Below are 24,247 nucleotides of genomic sequence, written 5' to 3'. Positions count from 1 at the left end.
GCGAATCGGGGATTCAATACCCTGATGATCATGCTCCTCGCAGTTGATCGAGCCTGGCAATGTTCTTCGCCCGCGACTTCGGCGAATCCAAGCTGAAGGATCTGAAGTCCCCGAGGTCCTCGGTGATCCATGCCTCGACCTGCGAAATGCGCGAGCGCACGCCGGCGCTTGCGGGCTCGAACGTCCACCACGCAATCCGAGTCTCTTCCGGAGCGTACTGCCACAATCCGATGATCCGGCCGCGGTCCACGATCGGGTGGTCCGAGAGATCGGCGGCCAACGCCGACCCACTCATCCCCTGCACCGATTCGGTGCCCACCTCGTCGAACAGGTCGGCCGCGTTCCGGCGCAGCAACACGAGCGAATCGGAGCCCGACAGCAGCTGGATGTCTTCGGCCTGCGGTACCTCGAATCCGGCGAGCCCGTGCACGTCTTCCGGCAGCATCCACAGCATCTCGCCGGCCGCGGTGGAGACCTCCACGGCCCCGGTGGCCGCAAGCGCCTTCTTGGCCTGGGCCACGGTGAAAGCGGTGAACCAGCGGATCTGTCCCAGCGTGGCCCCGCCCGTCCAACCCAGGAACCGCTCGAGCATCCGCGCCCTGGCTGCTTCGTCGGATTCCCCGCTGGCAGGCAGTTCCCAAGCCACATAGGAGTAGCGCTGCTGGTCCAGCCGCCCGTTCACCGGCACGCGGCGGATCCGCCCGTCGGCCTGCAGGAGCCCGAGAGCTGCGGGCAGGGTGGTGCTGGCGCCCTTCTTCTTGCCTTCCTCGCCCATGCTTCGGACCTTGTCACCCAGGATCTCCTTCAGCCCGCGGGGATCCAGTACTTCCTCGGCGGTGCCCCGAGCCCGGAGCAGGACCCGCAGCACATCTTCGGCCAGTTGCTCGATTTCTTCCCGCTCCACGCCCAGGCGCACCAACACCTTCACCGCGGCCTCCGCCGATGCATGCCCCATTTGCAGCCCCCAGGCATAGTCCTTGGCGGGCAGGACGTAGGTGCAGCCCCGTGCGGTGGGCAGTTCGTGGATGTCCTGCGCGGCGAGCGCCGCGTCGGCCTCGGGGCGGCGGATTCCTGCACGCGCGAAGAGCGTCAGGTAGGTATTGGCGCCGCCGATCGACCGGGCCCAGCCCACGCGGTCCAGGACTGTTGCCGAATCGCATCCCGCCAGCGCACCGTCCAGTCCCTGGCGGTGCCACGACCAGGCGCGCAGCACTTGCGGGGTCAGCTTCTCCTGGGGAATTTGCGGGGTTTCGCTCTTCGTCGTCATGGCTACATTCTGCCCCGAAAGATGGCTCGTTTTTGTTGTGGGCCATTTACCCGGTAGAGTGTTCTGGTCTGGTGACGTGTCCGAGCGGCCGAAGGTGCAACACTCGAAATGTTGTGTACGGTAACCCCGTACCGTGGGTTCAAATCCCACCGTCACCGCCAGAAAAAGGCCCCGATTCCCCTCTAAACAAGGGATTCGGGGCCTTTTGCTTTGCCCGGAAATTGACCTCACAGCAACGCAACGGCAACAAAATTCTCGCAAGATTCCTTGTTTGGCGACGCCGGGGGGGCAACGCTCAATGGGGGCAACGCTCACAGTTCTTGTCGGCGGCGCCGACCCTTAAGGGCGAGGCCGCATGAGAGGCGGGTTGAGCACCGCCCGGACTGGTTCTCCCGCCGCGGAACGGGCCGCCGGCGCGAGCCGGAAAAGCGCCGCAGGGCGACCGGCGTCGCCCGCGGTCATTCGCCCGGTGTCCTCGAGGAAACCGGGGTTTCCCGTGGCCTTGCGGTGGAAGTTCCGGGGATCCAGGCGGGTGCCCCACACCGCCTCATACACGGCGCGGAGCTGCGCGATGGTGAATTCATCCCCGCAGAAAGCCGCCCCCAGCGGCGAGTACTCGAGCTTTGACCTTGCACGCTCCACGGCATCGGCCAGGATGCGCCCGTGGTCGAAGGCAAGTTCGGTTTCCCCCTCCAGAACGTGGCTGACCGGATACCAAGCGGCGTGCTCGGCGTCGCTTCCGGCGGACAATACGGGAAAGTTGGGCGCCAGCATCAGGTGGGCCACGGTGAGCACATCCCCGCGCGGGTCACGCCCCTTCGGCCCATAGCTCTGCAGCTGCTCCAGGTGCCCCGGGACCTGCTCGACCCCGGCCTCCTCCGCCAGCTCGCGGATCGCAGCCTCCCCCAGGCCCTCTCCGGCAAGCACGAACCCTCCCGGCAGCGCGAGCTTGCCGCGGAACGGCTCGATGAGGCGGGTGATCAGCAGGACGTTCAGGGCATCGTCGCGGACGGTGAGGGCGACGATGTCCACCGTCACCGGGAAGCGCGTGGGCTCCGGATGGGATTGAGGCATGCACCCATCATAAATACTTATCGTCATGTTGACAATAATTCAGAAAGCACTCTATGCTCGTCTTATCGTCAAAGTGACGACAAGCAGTGAAGTTTGAGGAGAACTCCCGCCATGGCCACCATCAAGCGCTACCCCTGGATCAGCCACTTCCTGGGCAGCCCCACCGGTTACGTTGTCCACCTGCAAAAGGGCGCCGTCAGGCACCAGGGTGTGGGCCAGGCGTTTTGGTTCCGGCCGGCGTCATCCGTACTCAGCGAGGTTCCCGTCGACGACCAGGAACTACCCACGCTCTTCCACGCCATCACCCGCGACCACCAGGACGTCAGCGTCCAGGCCAACGTCACCTACCGCTTCGTGGAACCGGTGTCCGTGGCCAGCAGGCTCGACTTCGGCCTCCAGCCGGCGGGCCCGGCAACCTCCGGCGGCAAGGAGCAGGTGGCCACCATCATCGGCCAGCTCTGCCAGAGCCACGCGATCGACCACATCGCCACCACCACGCTCGCCCAGTCGCTGGAACACGGCGTCAGCGAGCTTCGCAACCTCCTCACCGAGGCCCTGAGCGCCGACACCCGGCTGGTGTCCACCGGTATCGAGATCCTCGGCGTACAGGTCCTCGCCGTCCGGCCGGAGTCCGAGGTCGAACGGGCGCTTCAGACACCGGTCCGCGAACAACTGCAGGCCGAGGCCGACCGTGCCGTGTACGAACGCCGGGCAGTTGCGGTCGAACGCGAACGGACCATCTCGGAGAACGAGATGGCCAGCCAGATCGAACTGGCCGCCCGGCGCGAACACCTCGTGGCCCAAGAGGGTGCCAACGCCAGGCGCGAAGCCGAGGAACAGGCCGCCGCCGGCCTGGTCCAGGCCAATGCGGAAGCCGAACGCCGGGGCATCGGCGCCACCGCCGAGGCCAACCGGATCCGTTTGGTGGGCGAGGCGGAAGCAGCACGGGAAGCCGCCGCCATGGAGGTCTACCGGGGCATGGACCAGGCCACCCTGCTGGCTCTGGCGGTCCGCGAGGCCGCCGGCTCGCTGCCGAACATCGGCAACCTGACCGTCACCCCGGACCTGCTCAGCGGGGCACTGGCCGGGTTGATCCGGGAGCCGGGCGCCGCGGCCGCCGGCGGAAAGTAGGCCCGGCCATGGCAACACCTCGCCTCGTCATCGTCCATCGGCGCACCGAGTTGGCAGAATTGTTGGACCGGCACGCCACGCTCGGCCAGGCAGAGTTCTTTCTCCGCACCCGGGGCCGAACCCTTGCCGCCGTCCAGGCGCGCCACGAGCTGCTCGGCGCGGCGCTGGCAACCATCCGCGCCGCGGCGCCGTCCGACTGGCGCCGCGCCGAGGTGGAACGCGCAGACCTGGGCAGGTTTCTGTTCACCGCCGAGGACGTCATCGCCGTCGTGGGCCAAGACGGACTCGTGGCCAATGTGGCCAAGTACCTCACCGGACAGCCCGTCATCGGGATCGACCCGGAACCGGGAATGAATCCGGGCGTTCTGGTCCGGCACACCACCGCGGATGCCGCACGGCTGCTGCAGAACGCCGCCCCGGACGGGGACAGGATAGCGCTGCGCTGCCGGGAACTTGCCATGGTGACGGCGCGGCTCGACGACGGTCAGGAACTGTCGGGGCTCAACGAGATTTTCATCGGGCACCCTTCCCACCAGTCTGCCCGTTACCAGCTCACGACTCCGGACGGACGGACCGAAAGGCACTCTTCGTCCGGGCTCATCGTTTCCACCGGAACGGGCGCCACCGGATGGTGCGCCTCCATAGCCCTCGAACGCGGAGGTCGGCCACTGCCGGACCCGACGGACCCCCGACTGGCCTGGTTTGTCCGCGAAGCGTGGCCCTCCCCCATCACGGGGACGTCCCTGACGGAAGGCGTGCTTGAAGCAAACGAACCGCTGCGCCTCACCGTGGCGTCGGACCAACTAGTGGTGTTTGGCGACGGCATGGAGCATGACCGCCTCACCGCCTCGTGGGGACAGGAAGTCAGCATCCAGCTCGGCGTTCGGCCACTCCGGCTCGCATAGGTGCGGAGTGATTGGAAGGGGCAACCTAGGCTCTGCGGCCGTTGGCCAGCCACTGCTCAAAGGTCGTTGGATCAGTACGGACGGCGTTGGCGGGGAGCAGCCCGCCGTTCAACGCCTTCATTCCCGGCACCGGGACGCCAATGACGCGGGGATGCGGCCCACGGTGGTTCGCGGCGGCGTTGCTCCTGGCAACAAGGCGCGCCAGCCGGGCCATGTTGCGGGGTTCGGGACCTGCAAGTTCAACTCCAGCCGGAGCGTCCGACCCCGCCTCGGCCATGGAAACAACCAATTGCGCCACCGCATCGGCCGCGACCGGCTGGCAATGCATATGCGGCACCACCGCCACAGGCCCGAATTTCATCTGGTCCAGCAAGGTCTCGGCCAGCTCGAACCACTGGGTGGAACGAACAATGGTGGTGGGGATCTTGGCGTTTTGGTAGCGGGCCTCCTGCGCAGCCTTACCCCGGTAGTAGCCCATGCGCCGGTTGACCTCCGGATTGTGGGCATTGATGATCGAGATGCACACCAGGTGCTTGACGCCTTCCTGCTCCGCGGAGCGAATGATGTTCTTGGCGGTGGTTTCATGGAAATCGATGCAGGCTCGCGCGTTGACCGATGTCATGTTGAGGCAGTCCACCACGGTATCGGCACCGCGCAGCGCCACCGCCAAGCCAAATCCCGTGTAGGCGTCAACGCCCGATGAACGGCTCGCAACCACCACTTCGTGGCCGGCCTCCTGCAACAGGCCGACGACCCGCTTGCCCATGTTTCCGCTGCCGCCGAGAACACTCACCCTCATGCATGTCAGCCTACGCCCGTTGGCGGCGTTGGTTCGAGGGAAGACCGTGCCGCAAAAACCATCGGGTGCCGCAGGGGCAAGTCACTGGAACCTAGAGCTGCAGCCACCTGACCGTGCGCCGGTTCCTGAGCAGCACGAAGTGATGCAGGAGGATGACGACAGCAGCCCATGCGCCGCCGATGAGCAATCCACCCAGGACATCGGTAAGCCAGTGGTGCCCCAAGTAGATCCGGCTCCATCCCACGCCAAGCACAAAGCACGCCAAGGTGCACAGGACCAGGACTCGCGCCCAGAGGGTGCGCAAAATGAGGATCGACAGGTATCCGACAACCCCCAGGATCGCCATGGAATTCAGTGCGTGGCCGCTGGGGAAGGCAAAGGACGCGGGGAGCGGGGCAAGAACGCTGTCCAGTGAAGGCCGCGCCCGGCCCAGGGTGGCCTTGAGCACGACCGTCAATGCCACGGAACCCGCGGCCGTCATGGCGATGAGCACTCCCGGCCACACGCCACGGGTGCGCCATGAGAACAGGACTGCGATGCACAACGCCAGAATGGTCATGGCAGGGGTGTCCCCCAGGATGGTGAAGAACCAGGCCGCGTCCGTCGTGGCCGCATTCCGGTTCGACACCATCCATTCCAGGACCGGGATGTCCCAGACACTGGGAACCCCGCCGGCGCGCGCCGAAACCCAGATGCGGCGTGCCACGGCAAAAAGCCCCAGCAAAATGGCGAGGGAAAAAACCAGGATCGACCCGGCATGGCTGCGGTTCTTCCCGGTCCGGCGCGGTGAATTCATGAAATCCAGCCTAACGTCCGTGCCTTGGCACGGCCCGAGGCGGCAGCCCTCCTCCCCGCGTGCCGGAGGCTTGGGCCGGCATGCGGGAAGATGGAACCATGACAATTCGCGTGCTGGCCATCGGCAAGAAACATGAATCCTGGGTGACCGAGGGCATCGAACGCTACGAAAAACGCATGAAAAAGCCCTTCGACCTCAAGTGGCAGCTGCTCCCCCACTCGGCACGCGAGGGGGATTCGGCCCGCGCCGAGGAATCCGAGCGAATCCTGGCGAAGGTCGATTCCCGGGATTTCCTGGTACTGCTGGATGAGCGGGGCAAGAACATCGATTCCCCGACCCTGGCCAAGACCCTGCAGCGACCCTTCGACACTTCGCGGAACATCACCGTGGTGATCGGCGGCGCCTACGGGGTCGACGAATCGGTCCATTCCCGCGCCGACTTCGTCTGGAGCCTGTCAAAACTGGTCTTCCCGCACCAGCTGGTGCGGCTGATCCTCACCGAGCAGCTCTACCGAGCCCAGGAAATCTCCGGTGGCGGCAAGTACCACCACGTCTAGCCGGGGCCCCTGCGGTAATCCGTCCCCTAATTGACCCTGCGAGCGCTTAGGCTGGGGTCGATGGCTAAGAATGTTGAAGCGGCGCACGTCCTTGAGCGGTTCACCCCCGCGACGCGGGCCTGGTTCGAGGGAGCCTTCGCCGCGCCGACGCCCGCCCAGATCGGAGCGTGGGACGCCATCTCCACGGGCCGACATGCCTTGGTCGTTGCCCCCACGGGATCGGGCAAGACCCTGTCAGCGTTCCTGTGGGCCCTGGATTCCTTCGCCCGCACCGCCACGGAGATCACGGCCCCCGCACTTCCGGGACTGGAATCGGGGGCAACCAAGAGCAAGAAGGCCGAGACCACATCCGGCGGCACCAAGGTGCTCTACATTTCGCCGTTGAAGGCACTTGGCGTGGACGTGGAGCGCAACCTGCGCGCTCCGCTGGTGGGCATCAAGGCCACCGCCGCGCACCTGGGACTCGCGGTGCCCCAGGTGTCGGTCGGCGTGCGCTCAGGCGACACCCCGGCCAACGAACGCCGCAAGCTGGTGACCAACCCGCCCGACATCCTCATCACCACCCCCGAGTCGCTCTATCTGATGCTCACCTCCAGGGCCCGCGAATCCCTCACCGGCGTGCACACCGTGATCATCGATGAGGTCCATGCGGTGGCCGGCACCAAGCGCGGGGCCCACCTTGCGTTGTCCCTGGAGCGCCTCGATGCCCTGCTCCCTGCCCCCGCCCAACGCATCGGGCTCTCCGCCACCGTCGAACCGCGCGACGAGGTGGCCCGCTTCCTGGGCGGCACCGCCCCGGTGAGCATCATCGCGCCGCCGATCACCAAGACCTGGAAATTGAGCGTGCGGGTACCTGTCGAGGACATGACCGACCTGCCCGCCGCCGCGGCCGCCCACGACCTGGGACCCGGTTCCGGGCTGGCCCCGCAGGCCAGCATCTGGCCGCACGTCGAGGAACAGATCGTCGATTTGATCGAGGCGAACCGCTCCACCATCGTCTTTGCCAATTCGCGCAGGCTTGCCGAGCGGCTGACCGGACGGCTGAACGAGATCCACGAATCCCGGGCGGCGGGGACGGACGCCGTCCCCGAAGCGACCTTCGTCTCCAACGGCATCGGTTCCACCGGAGCCGAGACGGGTGCAGGCACGCCCGCGGCGCGGGTCCAGCCGGGCACCGGAATGCCGGCTGCCATAATGGCCCAGGCCGGAACGACCGCCACCAGTGTCCCGGAGGGCGGGGCGGTGGCACCGTTGGCCCGCGCGCACCATGGCTCAGTGTCCAAGGAAACCCGTGCGAACATCGAGGACGATCTAAAGACCGGGGTGCTGCGGGCCGTGGTGGCCACCAGTTCCCTGGAACTGGGCATCGACATGGGCCTGGTCGACCTGGTGATCCAGGTCGAGTCCCCGCCTTCGGTGGCCTCGGGCCTGCAGCGCGTGGGCCGCGCCGGGCACCAGGTTGGCGAGACTTCCACCGGCACCTTCTTCCCGAAGCACCGGTCGGATTTGCTGAGCACCGCACTGACCGTCTCGCGCATGCGCGAGGGCAAGATCGAAAAGCTGCACATTCCCGCCAACCCGCTGGACGTGCTGGCGCAACAGACGCTGGCGGCGTGCGCGCTGGAGGACGTGGGTGTGGAGGCCTGGTTCGAGACGGTCCGCCGTTCGGCACCCTATGCTTCGCTGCCGCGCGCCGCGTTCACCGCGACACTGGAAATGCTGGCGGGCAAGTATCCCTCGGACGAGTTCGCGCAACTGCGACCGCGCATCGTCTGGGACCGCGACGCCGGGGTGCTCACGGGCCGGCCGGGCGCGCAGCGACTGGCCGTCGTCAGCGGCGGCACGATCCCGGACCGCGGACTTTTCGGCGTGTATCTTGTCGGTTCAGAGGATTCCTCCAGCAAGGACGGTGCCAAGGGCGGGCGCCGGGTGGGCGAGCTCGACGAGGAAATGGTCTACGAGTCCCGCGTCACCGACGTGTTCGCGCTGGGGGCCACCAGCTGGCGGATCGAGGACATCACCCACGACCGGGTGCTGGTCTCCCCGGCCTTCGGACAGCCGGGAAAGCTGCCGTTCTGGAAGGGCGACACCCAGGGCCGGCCGGTGGAACTCGGCGAGGCGCTGGGCAAGTTCACCTCCGAACTGGTCAACCTGCCCGCCGAAGCCTCGCGGGAGAAGCTGGCCGGCATCGGGCTCGATGCCTTTGCCGCCGGGAATCTCTTGAACTACCTGGGAGCCCAGGCGGAAGCCACCACGGTGGTCCCCAGCGACAAGACGCTGGTGGTCGAGCGGTTCGTGGACGAGCTCGGTGACTGGCGGGTCATCCTGCATTCGCCCTTCGGGCTGCCCGTGCATTCTCCCTGGGCGCTGGCCGTCGGGGCGCGGCTGCACGAACGCTACGGCCTGGACGGCTCCGCGATGGCAGCCGACGACGGGATCGTGCTGCGCGTCCCGGCGATGGATGACGAGCCTCCGGGGGCCGAACTCTTCTTCTTTGAGTCCGACGAAATCGAGGACGTGGTCACCGCGCAGGTGGGCAACTCGGCGCTTTTCGCCTCCCGCTTCCGCGAATGCGCCTCCCGCGCCTTGCTGTTGCCGCGTACCAGCCCCGGCAAGCGCACCCCGCTGTGGCAGCAGCGCCAACGCAGCGCCCAGCTGCTGGACGTGGCGCGGAAGTACCCGGATTTCCCGATCATCCTGGAAACGGTTCGCGAATGCCTCAATGACGTCTACGATCTGCCCGCACTGAAGAACCTGCTTGCCGCGGTGGGTTCGCGCGGCATCGCGGTGCGCGAGGTGCAGACCCGCACACCCTCTCCCTTCGCCCAGTCGCTGCTCTTCGGCTACGTCGCCCAGTTCCTCTACGAGGGCGATTCGCCGCTGGCCGAGCGCCGCGCCGCGGCCCTGTCCCTTGACCCGGCGCTGCTGGGCGAGTTGCTGGGCCGCACCGAGTTGCGCGAGCTGCTCGACGCCAACGTCATCGCCCGCACCCAGGACGAGCTCCAGCGCACGGCAGAAAACCGCAAGCTGGCCGGGCTCGAGGGAGCGGCGGACCTGTTGCGGTTGCTCGGCCCGCTGGACGCCCAGGCCGTGGCGGACCGGCTGCGGCACGAGGACGAAGCCGCTTCCGCTGCCGCGGTGGAAGCCGCCGCCGGATACCTGGAGCAATTGGTCCGCTCCAACCGCGCCCTTGCGGTGCGCCTGGGCGGCAGGGAAGTGTTCGCCGCGATCGAGGATGCCCCGCGGCTGCGCGACGGGCTTGGGGTGCCGCTGCCGCACGGCGTGCCGCTGGCGTTCATCGACCCGGTGGCCGACCCTGTGGGCGACCTGGTCTCCCGCTTTGCCCGCACCCACGGGCCCTTCACCGCCGGGGACGTCGCCGCCGCACTGGGCCTGGGCGTCGCAGTGGTCGCTTCCGTGTTGGAGCGGCTGGTGGCGGATTCCCGGGTCATGGTAGGGGCCTTCCGGCCCGCCGAAATGCTCCTTGACACCCCGGTGACCGGCGGCAGCACCACCGAGTACTGCGATGCCGGTGTGCTGCGGATGATCCGCACCCGCTCGCTGGCCGCCCTGCGCGCGGAGGTCGAACCCGTGGACCAGGAGACCTTCGCGAGGTTCCTGCCGGGCTGGCAGGGCATCGGCGCGGGACTGCGCGGCATCGACGGTGTGCTGGCGGTCATCGAGCAGCTGGCCGGGGTGCCGGTTCCGGCCTCCGCCCTGGAATCACACGTGCTGCCCGCCCGCGTCCGTGACTACCGACCCGCAATGCTCGACGAACTCATGAGCGCCGGCGAGGTGCTGGTTTCCGGCGCCGGCGCGCTGGCCGGAACCGACGGCTGGATCGCCCTGCACACCGCCGAGAACGCGCCGCTGAGCCTGCCGTTGCCCGACACCTCGGCTCTGGGCCCGCTAGCCACCGAGCTGTTCTCGGTGCTGGGTTCCTCCGGCGCCTACTTCGTGCCGCAGCTGGCCCGGTTGCTGGCCGTCGCACCCCCGGACGGTTCCGGCACGGCGTCGGGAAGCGAACCGTCCTCCGCGGAAGTGCTCGAGGCCCTGTGGGAACTTTTCTGGGCCTCGGCCGTCGCTCCCGACACCCTGGCGCCGATCCGCCAGCTGGTCTCCGGTGGCAAGGCCGCGCACCGCGTGCCGGCACTGGCCCCTCGGGCGCGAACAGCCCGGCTGGGGCGCATGGCGATGCTGCGATCTTCCCGCACTGATGGAGCTGTCGATGTGACCGGCCGCCGCCAGCTCCCCGATTCGGCTTCCGGCCGCTGGGGCGCCCTGCCCGCCCCGGAAAAAGACACCACCATCCGCGCCCACGCAGCCGCCGAGTTCTTGCTCGAACGCTACGGGGTGGTGACCCGCGGCTCGGTCGCCGCCGAATCGGTGCCCGGCGGATTCGGTCAGCTCTACCGGGTGCTGGGCCGGCTCGAGGAGGCCGGGCACACTCGCCGCGGCTACTTCGTGGAGCGGCTTGGCGCCGCCCAGTTCTCCACCTCCGCGACCATCGACCGACTCCGTGCGCTGGTCCGCGAACCCGGACACGGGGCGCCTCCGGTGGCGCTGGCCCTGGCGGCCACCGACCCGGCCAACCCGTACGGGGCGGCATTGGGCTGGCCGGAGGCCGCCGGCGGGCACCGCCCCGGGCGCAAGGCCGGCGCGCTGGTGGTGCTGCTGGACGGCGCGCTGGCCCTGTACGTGGAGCGCGGAGGCAAGACGGTGCTGGGCTTCGGCGCCCTGTCCGGGGACCAGGATTCCGCCGCCGCGGATCCCGCGGTGCTTGATGCCATAGCGACCGAGTTGGTGGCTGTGCTGCGACGTGCAGCCATCGCCAAGCTGGGAATCGAGAAAATCAACGGGAAACCTGTTCTCGAAACGCCCGTCGGGACGGCCCTGCTGCGCGCCGGGTTCTATTCGAGTCCTAGTGGACTGCGTTTTAGGACCTAGGTAATTTCGCGGTTTCCACCCGTGATTCACCGACACCGGCTAGGCTGGGTGGTCTAGGTCACTTGATACTTGAGGGCAAGTGCATCCTTTACTAGCAGGATTGGTGGTTTTAGCGATGCCCGAAGGGGATACAGTTTTTCGCACGGCCCGTCGATTGGAGGCCGCTCTGGGGGGCAGGGCCTTGAGCGTGAGCGATTTTCGCGTACCCGCCCATGCAACCTTGTCGTTGGTGGATTGGATGGTGGAGTCGGTCGTTTCACGCGGCAAGCATCTGCTCATCCGCACCCGCCCGCCCGTGAAGGTATCCGCCCCTCCGCTGAGCATCCACTCGCACCTGCTCATGGAGGGTCACTGGGACGTCTATGCCACCGGGGAACGCTGGCGGTCCCCGGCGTTCAAGGCACGCGCGGTGCTGGGCAACAAGGCCTTCACCGCGGTGGGCTTCGAGCTCGGGTTCCTGCACGTGTTGCGGACCACCGACGAGGTTGAAGTCATTGGCCACCTGGGCCCGGACCCGCTGGGGCATTCCTGGGATCCGGACGAAGCACTGCGCAGACTGCTCATCGACCCGGAGCGACCCATTGGATTGGCGTTGCTCGACCAGCGTCTGATTTCCGGACTGGGCAATGTGTATCGTTCCGAGCTGCTCTTTATCACCCGGGTGCACCCACGCACCCCGGCGGGCGAGGTGGAGGACCTGGGCCATATGGTCGACATCGCCCACCGCCTGCTGCATGCCAACAAGGACCGCGCCCGGCGCGTGACCACGGGCTCCGACGGGATGAACCCGTACTGGGTCTATGGCCGTGCCGGCCAGGCATGCCTTCGCTGTGGTGGCACCTTGCAAAAGGAATCGCTGGCCGAATCCACGCGCAGCGCCGAACGAGATGTGTTCTTCTGTGCCTCCTGCCAGGGCTCCTACGTGCCCAGCGGCGGCCGTACGCGCTGACGGAGCGCCCCTGTCGCACCGGGGCAGGCCGTGCACACGTGGAAGACTGGTGTGCATGGCCATGACTTCTCCCCTTCCCGTGCGCAACGGTGTCAATGCAACCCGTCTGCGCGTGCCTTCCGGAGGCCAGTGGGCAACGGTGTGCGAATACATGCTGCATCGCTTCGGGCACGTCGACGCCCAAGGCATCGCACGTCGCTTCCAACAGGGCGAGGTCGTGGGCCTTGACGGGGAGTCCCTGGATGAGCACACGCCGTTGGGCGCGCACGAATTTATCTGGTACTACCGAAACCTGCCGGCCGAGGAACCCATACCCTTCACCGAGACGATCCTGCACCACGACGAAAACCTGCTGGTCATCGACAAGCCGCACTTCCTGCCCACCACCCCCGGCGGTCGCTTCATCCAGCAGTCAGCCCTCGTGCGGCTGCGCAACCGCGTGGGCAACCCGGAGCTGATCCCCATGCACCGGCTGGATCGGGCGACAGCAGGAATCCTGCTCTTCTCCACCAACCCGGAGACCCGCGGCGCCTACCAGACGCTCTTCGAACGCCGCGAGATCTCCAAGACCTACGAGGCGGTTTCGGCGCTTGAGCCGGTCGCGGGGCGCCCGGCCGGCGAGGTCCTGGGCACAGGCGGCCTCGGTGGAAGCGCCGAGGAACGCAGCGGCAACGCGGTCGACGGAACGGCCGGACCGGGAAACGACCTGCTCACGGCCGCCGCACTGCGCGACCGCCTCGACGCGCTGGCGCACGAACCGCTGGTGTATCGCAACCGCATGAGCAAGATCAAGGGGCAGTTGCGCTCATTGGTAGAGCAAGGGGAACCGAACGCAGTGTCCCTCATTGAGCTGATGGGCACCGGGACCTCGAACGGGCACTTTGCCGGGCTCCGGGTCGCCAAATTCAGGCTGAGCCCGCACTCGGGCAAGACCCACCAGCTGCGCGTGCACCTGGCGGCCCTGGGACTCGGAATCCTCAACGACCCGTTCTACCCGACGCTGCTGGACCTGGCCGCGGATGACTACAAGCGCCCGCTGCAGCTGCTGGCCCGCAGCATTTCGTTCATTGACCCTCTCTCCGGGACACAGGTGCGTTACACCTCGGAACTGGAACTCTCCGAATCTCCCACCTGAGCAGGAGCGGAAGGTATGGTCGCCGAGGCTCTGCCAACGGCCATGGCGTAGCTCACCTTTGCCGGTCGAGCGGCCGGGCGTGGGAAGTGGACATCACCTGCGGGTTGTTGGGTACGCTGGAAGCCATCCGATGAGCAGATGCGCCAAATGCATCGCGGCGATGAAGGAGCTGAACATGAACAATTCCGATACCAAGACCTCCGCCGCGTCAAGCAAATCGCAGAACCCGGGCTCGACTTCCGACAAGGGACATCCGGCCAAGACCGGACCGACGGAGTCCGAACAAGCCAAGACCCCCGAAGCCGGCGAAGCAGATCCGGCCAAGACCGAGCCGACGAAGCCCACGAAGCCGCCCAAGGCTGCAGGTCCGTCAAACTCGGGCCAAACGCCGAAGCCAGGTGCCAAAAGCAACATCGCGCCCACGCCGCCTGGCCCCACCGATCTGGTCCGTGAGGCCGGGGAGACCGCCCCGGTTAAACCCGCAGAAGCCAAGGAACAACTCTCGAAACGCATTTCCAAGCCCGTGCCGCATCGCTCCGTCCCCGAACCCGACACCGTGGATGAAGTCCTCAAGAAGCCCACGGACCAGGTACTCGGCGAGTCTCCGTTGCGCCACCTGACAGACGGGCAATCGTCGAAGGACAAGGACGCAACCGCTGTTCCCGCCAAGACGATCGCTGGCGGCTTCAGCGGACTGAACAATTGGCTGGATTCCGTGCCCGCGCCAAATCTTGAACGCCTGGGCGACAAGATCTACGCAGCCCCTGCCACTTTCAAGAGGCGGTGGCACCGGTTGCGCGTCGAACGGGCCAAGGCCGCAGAGATCAAGGAACAAGAACGGTTGGTGGAGGTCGCCCGGGCCGAGGCGAAGACGGAAGCCGCCAAGCGTGACGCCGCGCGCCTTGCCCACCAGGCCAAGCTCGATGCCGCCGCCCGGCAGGCCGACGAGGCACGGCTGGCCGCCCAGGCACAGTCCGAGGACCGCGCCAGGGGCGCCGAAGCGGCGAGGTTCCATGCCTCGGACCCCCTCCAGCCCGATGATGCGCAAGCCGTCGAGTCCCCGGTGCACGACGAGCCGGAATTGCATGCCGGAAACCTGATTCCAGGTCCTGCCACAGACTGGTATCCAGCGGAGCACGCCGCTCCCGGTGAAGACATTGTGGTTTCCGACTCCGAGACCTCGGTGGCCGCCACTCCGGCCCCGCCCATGGATCCGGAGCATCTTGCGGCCCTGGTTGCCAGCGCCAAGGCCGCAATAGACCAGCAACAGGCCACGGCCGAACCGGTCTACGAGGCACCTTACGTCCTGCCGGAGACCGGCCCCAACCCCGTCGAGGAACCATCGGACATGCGCCGTCGAATCCTTGGCAGCGCTGCCACCGTGGCGGCGGCAGCTGTGTCCCTGGCCAGCCTGGAGACGTTGTCCTCCGGCACCGTCGAATCCCTGGGTTCCAATTACTCCTTGTTGTCGCTGGCTCCCAGTGCGCACCTGATCTGGCCAGTCGTCCTTCTCTGGGCGGTGGCGGGTGCAGCCTACTCGTGGGCGCCCTCGCAGCGCTCCGCGATGCGCCAACGCGCCGTCGGCAATTGGTTTGCGCTTGCCTGCGTGGGCAATGTGCTGTGGATGCTCAGCGCCGTGAACGACTGGCTTTTCCCCGCCTTCGGTTTTGCCGCGGCAAGCTGTTGGTTCCTGTACACCTCAGTGCGCGAGCTGAACCTGAACACCGCCCGTACCACGCGCGAACGGATGTTCACCGATGCACCCGTCAGCCTGATGACCGGTTTCAGCATGGTCGTGTTGGCGTCCGCCTTCATGAACATGCTGCAGTCCTGGGGTGCCGGCGGAGCGGGCATCTGGATCGCAACCCTGTTGGTGCCTGCCCTGGGCTACGGTGCCACAAGCCTGTCCATGACCGAGCGCGGTCGCATCATCATGGCCATCGGATTTGGCTGGGGCATGTTCTGGCTGCTCGTGCCACGGGTATTGGGAACCAACAACTCCATCTGGATCGCCATCCTCGCGGGAATGGCCGGTTTCGTGGTGCTGTTGGCAACCGAGAACCGGCGCTACCAGATCCACCATGCCGAGCACCGCGCCGCCCGCGGCAAGCCGACTGACTTTTCCTAGGACGCGAGATCCTGCCGCACGCCTAGCGCCGCAGCGTCATCCAGCGTCCACGGGTGCGGCGCAGCACCACGAGCTTTTCGCTCACCGCCACCCTTTCCACCGCCGCGCGCATGGCAGCGGCCGATGCAACGGCGCGCATATCAGGGTTCCCGTCTTCCTCCACGGTATAGCGCACGGTGATCCGCGGCACCCCGGCGACCACGTCGAGCTGGTTCGCATCCACATGGTGGCCCTCGGCCAGCGATGCCACGGCGGTGTCCATGACGGCTTCGGGCGCGTGCCCGGGACGAAGCCCCGTGATGTTCAGCTGGGCGCGATAGGAAGGCATGGAAACAAGCCTAATGCTTGTGGATTCGGCATGGCCACATCGCGATCCCCCCTGAGGCGACGGAGCGACCGGGCGCTGAAGTGGCACACTGGGTTCCATGAGTGCACCCACGAATTTCACACTGTGGCGCCGCATGCGCGACGAAGGCCTGGCGGTCCCGTTCGGGTGGCTTTCACTGAGCAGCTACCAGTGGCTGTCCGAGGATCCCTGCCCATTGGACCTGGTTCCGGGAAGCTGGAGCGCCGATGCCACCGGGGCGACCGCGGGCGGGCTTCGAGGTGTCGGACTCCGTGACCACCCCGGATAGCGACCCGGTCGTCGGCACCTTGGCCAAGTCCCTGCACGAGGGCGAGTCCATGCATTTCATCCGCCACGGTGACACCCTGGTGGAACTGGGCGTGCGCGGGGGCAGGTACATGATCCGCACCCGCGAGCGCACCCATCCCCGGCTGAAGGCCTTCACCGGCGTCCCGGTCTTCGACCACGACCCGACCTTCATCGTCCCCGGGCGCTACACCGCATTCCACGCCCCGAAGGTGGTGCCGATCGACAGTTTCCGTTCCGACACCAGGCTGAGGGCAGAACTGGTCGGCGAGGTCCAATTCGAGCTGGCCGGGCACCGCGCGTCCCTGGCTGCTTCCCGGAACGCCGATGGTTCGCTGACCCTGTCATTCCGGGACCAGACGGACGGGGTGCAGACGGCTTCCTGGCGCTTTGTCACGGTCAAGGACCCCGGCACGAACGGGGAAGTCGCCATTGATTTCAACCGCACCTTGAACTACCCCATGGCATTCTCACCCCATGCGGTGTGCCCGGCACCGGTGCCGGGGAACCGGCTCGAGGTTCCGGTGCGCGCCGGGGAGCTCATGCCCCGCTGAGGGTTTTGCTCCGCGGTCCGGCTACTTCGGTCCCATGCGGATGGCCCCGTCCAGGCGGATGGTTTCACCGTTGAGCATCTGGTTGGCCACGATGTGCTCCACCAGGGCCGCGTATTCGGCGGGCTTGCCCAGACGTGCCGGGTGCGGCACCTGGGCACCGAGCGATGCCTGCGCTTCGTCGGAGAGCGAGGACATCATCGGGGTCTCGAAGATGCCCGGGGCAATGGTCATGACCCGGATGTAGTGACGGGCCAGTTCGCGGGCCAGCGGCAGCGTCATCGCGGCGACGGCGCCCTTGGAGGCGGAGTAGGCGGGCTGGCCGATCTGCCCGTCGAAGGCGGCGACAGAGGCGGTGTTGACGATGACCCCGCGCTCGGGGGTTCCGGTGGCCGGGTCGATGACCGGGTCGGTTGCAGCCATGGCCTCTGCCGCCAGCCGGACCACGTTGAAGGTGCCGGTGAGGTTGATGGCGATGACCTTTTCGAAGGTGGACAGCGGCAGCACGCCCTCGCGCCCCAGCACCTTGCCGGGGGTGGCAACCCCGGCGCAGTTGACCACGATGCGCAGGTTTCCCATGTCCGCGGCTGCGTCAATGGCGGCTTTGACCTGCGCTTCGTCGGTGACGTCGGCGGCCACAAACCTCGCCCGCGGCCCCAGTGCCGCCGCTGCCTCCTCGCCCTTCGCGGAGGGCAGGTCAACCAGCACCACCTGGGCGCCGGCGTCGTAGAGCACCCGTGCGGTGGCGGCCCCGAGTCCGGAGGCTCCCCCGGTGACCAAGGCGACTGAGTCGGTGATGAGCATGGTGCGGTTCCCTTCGTCTGCGCTGCTGTGGACCCTTCCCCTGCTGCCGGCCGGCGCTTGGCGCCGACCTAGCTGGGTTAGTGGCCATTAACTCACTTCAGACTAGACCGGGAAGCGCCGGGATAGAAGAGTGCCCCCGGTTCGTCGAGTCGAATGCGGCACGTAGACTGCAGCCATGGGCCGCTTTATCTTGATTTCGACGAGGGAACACGACCTTGCCGCATCCGACGAGGTGCGCGGCGTCTTGGATGCCAGCGGGCTCGATGCCGGTGCGCTGCGCGTCATCCGCTTGGAGCGCGAACCACTGGGTTCCCTTGACGGGCTGGGATTGGAGGACTGTCCGGGCATCATCCTGGGCGGCAGCCCCTTCAATGCCTCGGACCATCCGTCAACGAAATCAGCGACGCAGCTGCGCTGCGAGGCGGACCTTTCCCGGCTGCTCGATGTGCTGGTGGCCGAGGACTTCCCGTTCCTGGGCGCCTGCTACGGCGTTGGCACCCTCGGCACCCACCAGGGAGGGAGAGTCGATACGCACTTTGGCGAACCGGTGGGCACCTCGCGCATCAGGCTCACCGGCCAGGGACGCCGCGATCCGCTGCTGGCCGGGCTGCCGGAGGAATTCGATGCCTTCGTGGGGCACAAGGAGGCCGTCTCCGAGCTGCCGGAATCGGCGGTGTTGCTGGCCGATTCGGCTGCCTGTCCCGTGCAGATGTTCAGGGTCAAGAGCAATCTCTATGCCACCCAGTTCCATCCCGAGCTTGACCCCGCCGGACTGGCCCAGCGCATCATGATCTACCGCGATGCGGGCTATTTCCCCCCGCAGGATGCCCAGCGGCTGCAAGACGAGGCGATGGCCGCACTCGTGGAGTGGCCGGCACTGATCCTGCGCAACTTCGTGCGGCGCTATGGGGCCGAAGGCTAGAAGATCCCTTGCCCGGCATCGAGCCGGGCCACGTAGTCGGCGATCTTCCTCCGGCGGGTCTCATCCCCCTTGACGGTGTGCAACCGGTAGTAGATGGCGAATCGCTCGCTGGCGCCGAGGGCTGCCAGCGTTTCCTGCGCCCGCGGAAATCCGGAAACCGCCTCGAGGAAATCGGCGGGAAGCTGCGCCGATGCCTGCCCCGCATAGGCTTCGTCCCACCTCCCGTCGGCTTTGGCCGCCTGGACCGCGGCGGCCCCCGCCGGCTGAACCAGGCCGACGGCCTCCAGCCGCTGGACGTGTTCCACGTTCCTGGCGGACCACTTGCTGCGCGCGGTGCGCGGGGTGAATCTGTTGGTGAAGCTGTGCTCGTCGCGCGCGTTGCGCTGGCCGTCGATCCAGCCGAAGCACAGGGCCTCGTCCAGCGCCTGCGCGTAGGTCAGGCTTGTGGTGGTTCCGCCTTTCTTGTGCAGCACCAGGTTCACGCCCGGATGGCTGGCGTGGTGCTCCTGCAGCCAGGCGCGCCACGCGGCGGCATCGGGCACCAACAGTTCTTCCAGGGGGATCGCCATGGACCCATCATTCCACCGGCCACCGGGGGCGACCAGCGGTGGCCTTGTGGCAACGGCGGCTATATTGCTAGCATCCGTTGCATGGCAGCGAACAGGGACGAACACAGCGACAAGATCCAATTCAATGTCTACCTCCCGGCGCCGCTGGTGCGCCGCGTGAAGCACGCCGCCGTCGATGACGGCAGCAGCCTTTCCGCCTTCGTGGAAAAGGCCCTCGCCGAGTACCTGGAGCGGCGCTGATGTTGCGCGTGCGGCCCGTGGTGAACACCGGGAACGCCGCTGCCTGGGCCGAAATGTTGCTGGCCATTGGGCTTGCCGATTTGCCGCACGGAACTTCCGGGGAACGGTGCTTTGCCGCGGGTTCCGGACGCGTTCTCCTCCGTACCGCGCCCTCCTTCGCCATCGAGCTGGGTTTCGAGGTGCGAGACCTGGACAAGTTTGCGCAATGGACCCGCAGCGACGGCACCGAGGTGCTTCTGCGCACCACGGACGCCGGACCCATCGGGCACATCACCGCCGATGACCGGCTGGAATTCACGGCCACCCCGGTGAACGCCGGTGTCACCGCCGGATCGGGACTCCAGTCCACGCCGGGTTCGCTCGGCGTGCTGGCTGTATGGAACACTCCCGACGTGCAGGGCTCCGCGCAGACGCTGCGAAACATCGGCGCGATCCAGTCCCCCGGTGGGCAAGGAGCATTGGAAGCGCACTTCAGGGCCAAACATGGCGGGTACGTGGACCTGCGTCCCGCCGCAGCCACCCGGGTCGACCTGGAACTCGGCATCGACGGCGACGCCGGGCACCTGGCCGCGCAGTTGGAGGCCGCCGGGCTGCGGCCGCGCTTCGCCACGGGGACCCACGGCCGGACACTGCTGGTGGCGCACCCGGATGGCGGGGACCTGCGGGTCGCCGAACGCCACCACCATGCCCAAAGCCCGGCACCGCGGGAATAGCCCGGACGGCGCACCTGTTGCCACCGGGCATGAGCAAACTCTTTACTCCGGTCGACCTTGCCGCGCCCGAGGGCCCGGGCCTGACGCTTCGGAACCGCACCGTGCTGGCACCCATGTGCCAATACTCGGTCGACAACCGCGACGGCGTGCCGCACGCCTGGCACCTTGCCCATCTGGGCGCCCGCGCCGCCGGGGGCTTCGGCCTGGTGTTCACCGAGGCCGCCGCGGTCACCGCCCAGGGACGCATCAGCGACAGGGATGCCGGCATCTGGAACGATGACCAGTCCCGGGCGTGGGCCCCCATTGTCGACTTCATCCATTCCCAGGGCGCGGCAGCCGGCATCCAACTGGCCCACGCCGGTGCCAAGGCCTCGACGCATGCCTGGCTGCCCCAGCCCGCTGCCGCCGGACAGGTCGGCAGCCTCGGCGAGGAGGACGGCGGGTGGGAAACCGCCGCTCCTTCGGAAACCGATGTCTTCGGGCTCGACTCCCCGCTCGCCATGAGCGGCGAGCAGATTGCCGCATCGATCCGGGACTGGGCCGAGGCAGCGCGCCGGGCCGACGAAGCGGGGTTCGATGTCGTCCAGATCCATGCGGCGCACGGCTACCTGATCCACCAGTTCCTTTCGCCGCTGACCAACACCCGCACGGATGAATACGGCGGAAGCTTCGGGAACCGCACCCGGTACGCGCGCGAGGTGATCACCGCGGTGCGTGCCGCCTGGCCGGCGCACAAGCCGCTGGCCATCCGCTTCTCCGGGGATGACTGGGTCGATGGAGGGTGGCGGATCCAGGACACCGCGCGTTTCGCCGCCGAGGCCTTTGAGCTGGGCGTCACGGCCTTCGACCTGTCCAGCGCGGGGATCGGCAAGTACCACGGGCCCAGCGGCCCGGGCTTCCAGGTGCCGCTGGCCAACGCCGTGAAGCAGGCGGTCCCGGCGGCCTTCGTGACGGCCGTGGGCATGATCAACGACCCCTCGCAGGCCGAACAGGTGCTGGTCACCGGTGCCGCCGACGGGGTGTCGATCGGCCGTGCTGCCCTGAAGAACCCGAACTGGCCGGCGGTGGCCGCCGCCGAGCTGGGTGCACCGCGCGAACAGGTGCCCTTCGCCGCCCAGTACTGGCGCGCCCACTGGTAGTCACACCGGGGCGGGGCATTCGGCCGGCCGCGCGGGCACGCGCGTCACCGGCAGGACCGCCAATGGCCGCCCACGCAGACGGTGCAGGCCATCCGGGAGGGGGATTCCCGGGTGGCCCGCACCTAGATGAGGGGGGTCCTTCAGCGTCGCGGCGCGGTTGCTAGCCGCGCAGGTCCTTGCCCACGGACTCGGGCATCTTGTAGATGGTGAGCGCGCTGATGAGCAGCAGGACGATGGAGTAGATCGCGAAGACCGTTCCGCCGGTGGGGATACCGAACCAGGCGTTGAACCCGGCTTGCAGGAAGGCAGCGGTGCCGCCGAAGGCCGCCACGGCGATGGCGTAGGGGATGGCCACGCCGATGGTGCGGATCGCGGTGGGGAACAGCTCGGCGTAGACGGCCGGAACGATCGAGGCGGAGGCGGCGATGAAGATGAGCATCACCGACATGGCGATGAACAGCTGCCATGCCTCACCGCGCACCAGGGAGGACATCGGGAACTGCAGCACCGCGGCACCCAGTGCCGAGATGAGCAGAACCGGACGGCGGCCGATGCGGTCCGAAAGCTTGCCCCAGAACGGCAGGGCCGTCATGAACACCAGGTTGGCGGCGACGCCGGTCCACAGCGCGGTTGCCGGATCCATCTTCAGGTTGGCGATCGCGTAGGCAGGGGTCGAAACGGACCAGATGTAGTAGACGACGGTCAACCCAACGGTCAGGCCAATGACCCGCACCGCCTGGCGCCAGTTGGCCATGATCTGCGAGAAGACCGAGGGTCCCTTGGTGGCGGCCGCGGCCTTGGCCGACTTCTGCTCCTCGAACTGCTCGGTCTCCTTCAGGCGCGAGCGCATGACCAGGGTGTACAGACCCATCAGCGCACCGACGGCGAAGGGGATGCGCCAGCCGAAGGCGCCCATCTGTTCCTTGGTCAGCACGACGGTGAGGATGGCCCCGAGCAGCGTTCCGGCAACGATGCCGGCGGTCCCGGAGAAGTACATGAGCGTGGAGTAGAACCCGCGCTTCGGGGCAGGGGCCACCTCGGCGAGGTAGGTCTGCGCGCTGGGCATCTCGCCGCCGTGCGCCAGGCCCTGCAGCAGCCGGGCCACCAGCAGGATCAGCGAGGCGCCGGCCCCGATGCTCGCGTAGGTCGGGGTGATCGCGATGATCAGCGAACCGAGCGAGGCCAGGCCCACGGCCATGGTCATGGCGGACTTGCGGCCGACCTTGTCGCCGATCAGGCCGAAGAATGCGCCGCCGAAGGGGCGGGCGACGAAGCCGACGGCGAAGATCGCCATGGTGGCCAGGAACGCGGAGGTCGGGTCGGCCTTGGAGAAGAGCTGGCCGGAGATGAAGGAGGCGAACGTGGCGTAGATGGCCCAGTCGAACCATTCCACGGCGTTGCCGGCGCCAATGCCCAGCAGAGTCTTGAAGGTGGACTGCCCGGGTGCCCCGTGCGCGGCGGGCTCGGTGCGTTGGATGGTGCCGGCCGGGGCCAGCTGTTCCTTGATGCTCATGGCGGGTTGGATCCTGCTTCTGTGCGGGGAGAGGGAAATGGGAATTGGCGTTAGGCCAGGGAAGCGAGCTTGGCGTTGCCGGCTGCGTGTTGTGGTCGCCTTCGCGAGCCCGGTGACCCACCGGGTGGTGAGCCGTGTCACTATCGATCGTGGGGCCAGGGCAGGACAATGAACTAGAATTCACGAATAATTGCACAGGGGGCCATCCAAGCCGCGAATTCGTGCAGCGATGACGAGGAGGGATCTCATGGAACTGCCGGTGGAAGACCTGCAACTGGTGAATGCGCTGCAAATCGCGCCGCGGGCCAGCTGGGCCGAATTGGCGGTCGTGCTGGGACGCCACCCGGCAACGCTTTCCGCCCGTTGGAACCGATTGCGCGAGGATCGCATGGCCTGGGTCCTCGGACATCTGGGCGGACACCCCGAGCAGCACTGCACCGCCTTCATCGATGTCGTGGCCGATCCGGAGCTCATCGACGAGGCGCGCGTCGACCTCTGCGCGATCTCCGAGGTGCTCACCGTCGACGACGCGACCAGCAGTGCCGACTTCCGCCTCACCTGCCTGGCCGCCGACTGGCTCACCATGGCCCGGGAGATCCTGCCGCGCATCCGCGGCGCCCGTGGCGTCCAACGCACCAAGGTCTCGCTGTGCACCAAGCTCTACGCCACCGGCAACGTGTGGCGACTGGACGTGCTCTCCCCCGCACAGCAGGCCCAGCTCCAACGCCTCAACCAGCCACCCCTGGCGCAGCCGACGATCATCCCCGACACGTTCTGGTCGATGCTCAGGGTGCTGATGCGCGATGGCCGTTCCACGGCCGCGGAAATCGCCCAGGCCACCGGTCAGCATCCCTCAACCACCGGCCGGGCGCTGCGCACGGCGCTGGAGACCGGCATGGTGACCCTGCGCTGCGATCTGGCGAGCCATTACACGGGGTACCCGCTGACGGTGCAATGGTTCGCGAAGGTTCCCGCAGGCACTGCGGACACCGTCGCAGCCTTCCTGATGGAGCATCGGACGCTGCGCCTTTGCGCCTCAACCACGGGTGCGGCGAACATGACGTTCATGATGCAGTTGCGCACCCCGGCCGACATCGCCGACATTGAGGCCAGGCTCGCCGCCAGGGTCCCCGGTGTCGACATCATCGAGGCCTGCGTGGGCGTGCATTCATTCAAGCGCATGGGCTGGATGCTGGATCCGGAGGGGCGTCCCACCGGTGAGGTCGTCACCTGATCCGGGCCGGGAAGGGTCGCCTTAAGCGACGATTCCCCGGCCACTGTCCGAAACGGACAATGGCCGGGGAATCGCTTCACGTCAACGAGGTGCCAGGTCCTAGTCTGAAGTTACGACAGACAGAACGCCAGGATCCCCGGATTGTCGGGGATCCTGGCGTTTTTGGTTCCGGTTCTCTGGCTACTTTCTGTGGTTTTTGATGTGGTGGTCGATGAGGTCCAT

Annotated in this window: 22 protein-coding genes and 1 tRNA gene; 15 read left to right on the top strand and 8 right to left on the bottom strand. The window is 67.3% G+C overall.

Features of this window, described 5'->3' with window-relative positions; translation table 11 throughout:
• Positions 1-28: 28 nt before the first annotated feature.
• On the bottom strand, positions 29-1,267 hold the full coding sequence (locus OIU93_RS16545; protein ID WP_264271163.1) for a winged helix DNA-binding domain-containing protein: 1,239 nt from the start codon (positions 1,265-1,267) through the stop codon (positions 29-31).
• Positions 1,268-1,337: 70 nt separating this feature from the next.
• Between OIU93_RS16545 and OIU93_RS16540 the strand changes: the two genes are divergently transcribed.
• Positions 1,338-1,428 (top strand) — tRNA-Ser (locus OIU93_RS16540).
• Between the two features lie 178 nt (positions 1,429-1,606).
• Here OIU93_RS16540 and OIU93_RS16535 read toward each other — a convergent pair.
• Positions 1,607-2,341 carry an NUDIX hydrolase gene (locus tag OIU93_RS16535; RefSeq protein ID WP_264271162.1) on the bottom strand — a complete coding sequence of 245 codons (735 nt, stop codon included), beginning with the start codon at positions 2,339-2,341 and terminating at the stop codon, positions 1,607-1,609.
• A 111-nt stretch (positions 2,342-2,452) separates the two neighbouring features.
• Between OIU93_RS16535 and OIU93_RS16530 the strand changes: the two genes are divergently transcribed.
• The gene (locus OIU93_RS16530) at positions 2,453-3,472 is read left to right on the top strand and encodes an SPFH domain-containing protein (protein WP_264271161.1); all 1,020 of its coding nucleotides are present in this window, start codon (positions 2,453-2,455) and stop codon (positions 3,470-3,472) included.
• An 8-nt stretch (positions 3,473-3,480) separates the two neighbouring features.
• A complete protein-coding gene (locus OIU93_RS16525) occupies positions 3,481-4,377 on the top strand; it encodes a hypothetical protein (protein WP_264271160.1) in 897 nt (298 codons plus the stop codon).
• 25 nt (positions 4,378-4,402) lie between these two features.
• Here the strand turns inward: OIU93_RS16525 and OIU93_RS16520 are convergent, their stop codons facing one another.
• Positions 4,403-5,176: an SDR family oxidoreductase gene (locus tag OIU93_RS16520; protein ID WP_264271159.1), complete on the bottom strand. Its 774-nt coding sequence runs from the start codon at positions 5,174-5,176 to the stop codon at positions 4,403-4,405.
• 91 nt (positions 5,177-5,267) lie between these two features.
• Complete coding sequence (locus OIU93_RS16515) at positions 5,268-5,972, bottom strand: phosphatase PAP2 family protein (RefSeq protein WP_264271158.1); 705 nt, start codon at positions 5,970-5,972, stop codon at positions 5,268-5,270.
• 98 nt (positions 5,973-6,070) lie between these two features.
• Between OIU93_RS16515 and OIU93_RS16510 the strand changes: the two genes are divergently transcribed.
• The 5 genes from OIU93_RS16510 to OIU93_RS16490 all read left to right on the top strand — a co-directional run bounded on the left by OIU93_RS16510 (position 6,071) and on the right by OIU93_RS16490 (position 15,688).
• Positions 6,071-6,529 (top strand): 23S rRNA (pseudouridine(1915)-N(3))-methyltransferase RlmH, encoded by a 459-nt coding sequence (locus OIU93_RS16510; RefSeq protein WP_264271157.1) that lies wholly within the window; start codon positions 6,071-6,073, stop codon positions 6,527-6,529.
• 60 nt (positions 6,530-6,589) lie between these two features.
• Complete coding sequence (locus tag OIU93_RS16505) at positions 6,590-11,476, top strand: ATP-dependent helicase (RefSeq protein WP_264271156.1); 4,887 nt, start codon at positions 6,590-6,592, stop codon at positions 11,474-11,476.
• A gap of 115 nt (positions 11,477-11,591) precedes the next feature.
• Positions 11,592-12,425 (top strand): DNA-formamidopyrimidine glycosylase family protein, encoded by an 834-nt coding sequence (locus OIU93_RS16500; protein WP_264271155.1) that lies wholly within the window; start codon positions 11,592-11,594, stop codon positions 12,423-12,425.
• A 61-nt stretch (positions 12,426-12,486) separates the two neighbouring features.
• Positions 12,487-13,560 carry a pseudouridine synthase gene (locus OIU93_RS16495; RefSeq protein ID WP_264271220.1) on the top strand — a complete coding sequence of 358 codons (1,074 nt, stop codon included), beginning with the start codon at positions 12,487-12,489 and terminating at the stop codon, positions 13,558-13,560.
• 175 nt (positions 13,561-13,735) lie between these two features.
• Positions 13,736-15,688, top strand: coding sequence for a hypothetical protein (locus OIU93_RS16490; protein ID WP_264271154.1), 1,953 nt, complete (start codon positions 13,736-13,738; stop codon positions 15,686-15,688).
• Between the two features lie 22 nt (positions 15,689-15,710).
• On the opposite strand, the gene OIU93_RS16485 is transcribed toward OIU93_RS16490, so the two are convergent.
• Complete coding sequence (locus tag OIU93_RS16485) at positions 15,711-16,016, bottom strand: hypothetical protein (RefSeq protein ID WP_264271153.1); 306 nt, start codon at positions 16,014-16,016, stop codon at positions 15,711-15,713.
• 97 nt (positions 16,017-16,113) lie between these two features.
• Here OIU93_RS16485 and OIU93_RS16480 point away from each other — a divergent pair, with 97 nt between their 5' ends.
• Both OIU93_RS16480 and OIU93_RS16475 read left to right on the top strand, forming a co-directional pair.
• A complete protein-coding gene (locus tag OIU93_RS16480; protein ID WP_264271152.1) occupies positions 16,114-16,323 on the top strand; it encodes a hypothetical protein in 210 nt (69 codons plus the stop codon).
• Positions 16,307-16,894, top strand: coding sequence for a DUF1684 domain-containing protein (locus OIU93_RS16475; RefSeq protein ID WP_264271151.1), 588 nt, complete (start codon positions 16,307-16,309; stop codon positions 16,892-16,894). Before OIU93_RS16480 ends, OIU93_RS16475 begins: the two co-directional genes overlap by 17 nt.
• Positions 16,895-16,915: 21 nt before the next feature.
• Here the strand turns inward: OIU93_RS16475 and OIU93_RS16470 are convergent, their stop codons facing one another.
• Positions 16,916-17,695 carry an SDR family NAD(P)-dependent oxidoreductase gene (locus OIU93_RS16470; protein ID WP_264271150.1) on the bottom strand — a complete coding sequence of 260 codons (780 nt, stop codon included), beginning with the start codon at positions 17,693-17,695 and terminating at the stop codon, positions 16,916-16,918.
• Between the two features lie 175 nt (positions 17,696-17,870).
• Between OIU93_RS16470 and OIU93_RS16465 the strand changes: the two genes are divergently transcribed.
• Positions 17,871-18,617, top strand: a complete 747-nt coding sequence (locus OIU93_RS16465) for a glutamine amidotransferase (protein WP_264271149.1) — start codon at positions 17,871-17,873, stop codon at positions 18,615-18,617.
• Here the strand turns inward: OIU93_RS16465 and OIU93_RS16460 are convergent.
• Positions 18,614-19,186 carry a YdeI family protein gene (locus OIU93_RS16460; protein ID WP_264271148.1) on the bottom strand — a complete coding sequence of 191 codons (573 nt, stop codon included), beginning with the start codon at positions 19,184-19,186 and terminating at the stop codon, positions 18,614-18,616. The genes OIU93_RS16465 and OIU93_RS16460 overlap by 4 nt on opposite strands.
• A gap of 81 nt (positions 19,187-19,267) precedes the next feature.
• On the opposite strand from OIU93_RS16460, the gene OIU93_RS16455 reads away from it, so the two are divergent.
• From OIU93_RS16455 to OIU93_RS16445, 3 genes are read left to right on the top strand one after another with little or no spacing between them, the layout of a single operon-like run.
• A complete protein-coding gene (locus OIU93_RS16455; protein ID WP_264271147.1) occupies positions 19,268-19,426 on the top strand; it encodes a CopG family transcriptional regulator in 159 nt (52 codons plus the stop codon).
• A complete protein-coding gene (locus tag OIU93_RS16450) occupies positions 19,426-20,139 on the top strand; it encodes a hypothetical protein (protein ID WP_264271146.1) in 714 nt (237 codons plus the stop codon). Before OIU93_RS16455 ends, OIU93_RS16450 begins: the two co-directional genes overlap by 1 nt.
• A gap of 29 nt (positions 20,140-20,168) precedes the next feature.
• On the top strand, positions 20,169-21,278 hold the full coding sequence (locus OIU93_RS16445) for a tRNA-dihydrouridine synthase (protein WP_264271145.1): 1,110 nt from the start codon (positions 20,169-20,171) through the stop codon (positions 21,276-21,278).
• 160 nt (positions 21,279-21,438) lie between these two features.
• On the opposite strand, the gene OIU93_RS16440 is transcribed toward OIU93_RS16445, so the two are convergent.
• Complete coding sequence (locus OIU93_RS16440; protein ID WP_264271144.1) at positions 21,439-22,791, bottom strand: MFS transporter; 1,353 nt, start codon at positions 22,789-22,791, stop codon at positions 21,439-21,441.
• Between the two features lie 247 nt (positions 22,792-23,038).
• Between OIU93_RS16440 and OIU93_RS16435 the strand changes: the two genes are divergently transcribed.
• Positions 23,039-24,025 carry an Lrp/AsnC family transcriptional regulator gene (locus OIU93_RS16435; protein WP_264271143.1) on the top strand — a complete coding sequence of 329 codons (987 nt, stop codon included), beginning with the start codon at positions 23,039-23,041 and terminating at the stop codon, positions 24,023-24,025.
• Positions 24,026-24,247: the final 222 nt, after the last annotated feature.

Source organism: Paeniglutamicibacter sp. ZC-3 (genome assembly GCF_025847175.2).
Classification (GTDB): Bacteria; Actinomycetota; Actinomycetes; order Actinomycetales; family Micrococcaceae; genus Paeniglutamicibacter; species Paeniglutamicibacter sulfureus.
The sequence above is the reverse complement of the archived record's forward strand: the minus strand, read 5'-3'. Positions and strand labels throughout refer to the sequence as shown.

Excerpts from the sequence above, each read along its gene's own strand:
- OIU93_RS16545 (WP_264271163.1), bottom strand. The coding sequence starts at position 1,267 with ATGACGACGAAGAGCGAAACCCCGCAAATTCCCCAGGAGAAGCTGACC.
- OIU93_RS16535 (WP_264271162.1), bottom strand. The coding sequence starts at position 2,341 with ATGCCTCAATCCCATCCGGAGCCCACGCGCTTCCCGGTGACGGTGGAC.
- OIU93_RS16530 (WP_264271161.1), top strand. The coding sequence starts at position 2,453 with ATGGCCACCATCAAGCGCTACCCCTGGATCAGCCACTTCCTGGGCAGC.
- OIU93_RS16525 (WP_264271160.1), top strand. The coding sequence starts at position 3,481 with ATGGCAACACCTCGCCTCGTCATCGTCCATCGGCGCACCGAGTTGGCA.
- OIU93_RS16520 (WP_264271159.1), bottom strand. The coding sequence starts at position 5,176 with ATGAGGGTGAGTGTTCTCGGCGGCAGCGGAAACATGGGCAAGCGGGTC.
- OIU93_RS16515 (WP_264271158.1), bottom strand. The coding sequence starts at position 5,972 with ATGAATTCACCGCGCCGGACCGGGAAGAACCGCAGCCATGCCGGGTCG.
- OIU93_RS16510 (WP_264271157.1), top strand. The coding sequence starts at position 6,071 with ATGACAATTCGCGTGCTGGCCATCGGCAAGAAACATGAATCCTGGGTG.
- OIU93_RS16505 (WP_264271156.1), top strand. The coding sequence starts at position 6,590 with ATGGCTAAGAATGTTGAAGCGGCGCACGTCCTTGAGCGGTTCACCCCC.
- OIU93_RS16500 (WP_264271155.1), top strand. The coding sequence starts at position 11,592 with ATGCCCGAAGGGGATACAGTTTTTCGCACGGCCCGTCGATTGGAGGCC.
- OIU93_RS16495 (WP_264271220.1), top strand. The coding sequence starts at position 12,487 with ATGACTTCTCCCCTTCCCGTGCGCAACGGTGTCAATGCAACCCGTCTG.
- OIU93_RS16490 (WP_264271154.1), top strand. The coding sequence starts at position 13,736 with ATGAACAATTCCGATACCAAGACCTCCGCCGCGTCAAGCAAATCGCAG.
- OIU93_RS16485 (WP_264271153.1), bottom strand. The coding sequence starts at position 16,016 with ATGCCTTCCTATCGCGCCCAGCTGAACATCACGGGGCTTCGTCCCGGG.
- OIU93_RS16480 (WP_264271152.1), top strand. The coding sequence starts at position 16,114 with ATGAGTGCACCCACGAATTTCACACTGTGGCGCCGCATGCGCGACGAA.
- OIU93_RS16470 (WP_264271150.1), bottom strand. The coding sequence starts at position 17,695 with ATGCTCATCACCGACTCAGTCGCCTTGGTCACCGGGGGAGCCTCCGGA.
- OIU93_RS16465 (WP_264271149.1), top strand. The coding sequence starts at position 17,871 with ATGGGCCGCTTTATCTTGATTTCGACGAGGGAACACGACCTTGCCGCA.
- OIU93_RS16460 (WP_264271148.1), bottom strand. The coding sequence starts at position 19,186 with ATGGCGATCCCCCTGGAAGAACTGTTGGTGCCCGATGCCGCCGCGTGG.
- OIU93_RS16455 (WP_264271147.1), top strand. The coding sequence starts at position 19,268 with ATGGCAGCGAACAGGGACGAACACAGCGACAAGATCCAATTCAATGTC.
- OIU93_RS16450 (WP_264271146.1), top strand. The coding sequence starts at position 19,426 with ATGTTGCGCGTGCGGCCCGTGGTGAACACCGGGAACGCCGCTGCCTGG.
- OIU93_RS16445 (WP_264271145.1), top strand. The coding sequence starts at position 20,169 with ATGAGCAAACTCTTTACTCCGGTCGACCTTGCCGCGCCCGAGGGCCCG.
- OIU93_RS16440 (WP_264271144.1), bottom strand. The coding sequence starts at position 22,791 with ATGAGCATCAAGGAACAGCTGGCCCCGGCCGGCACCATCCAACGCACC.
- OIU93_RS16435 (WP_264271143.1), top strand. The coding sequence starts at position 23,039 with ATGGAACTGCCGGTGGAAGACCTGCAACTGGTGAATGCGCTGCAAATC.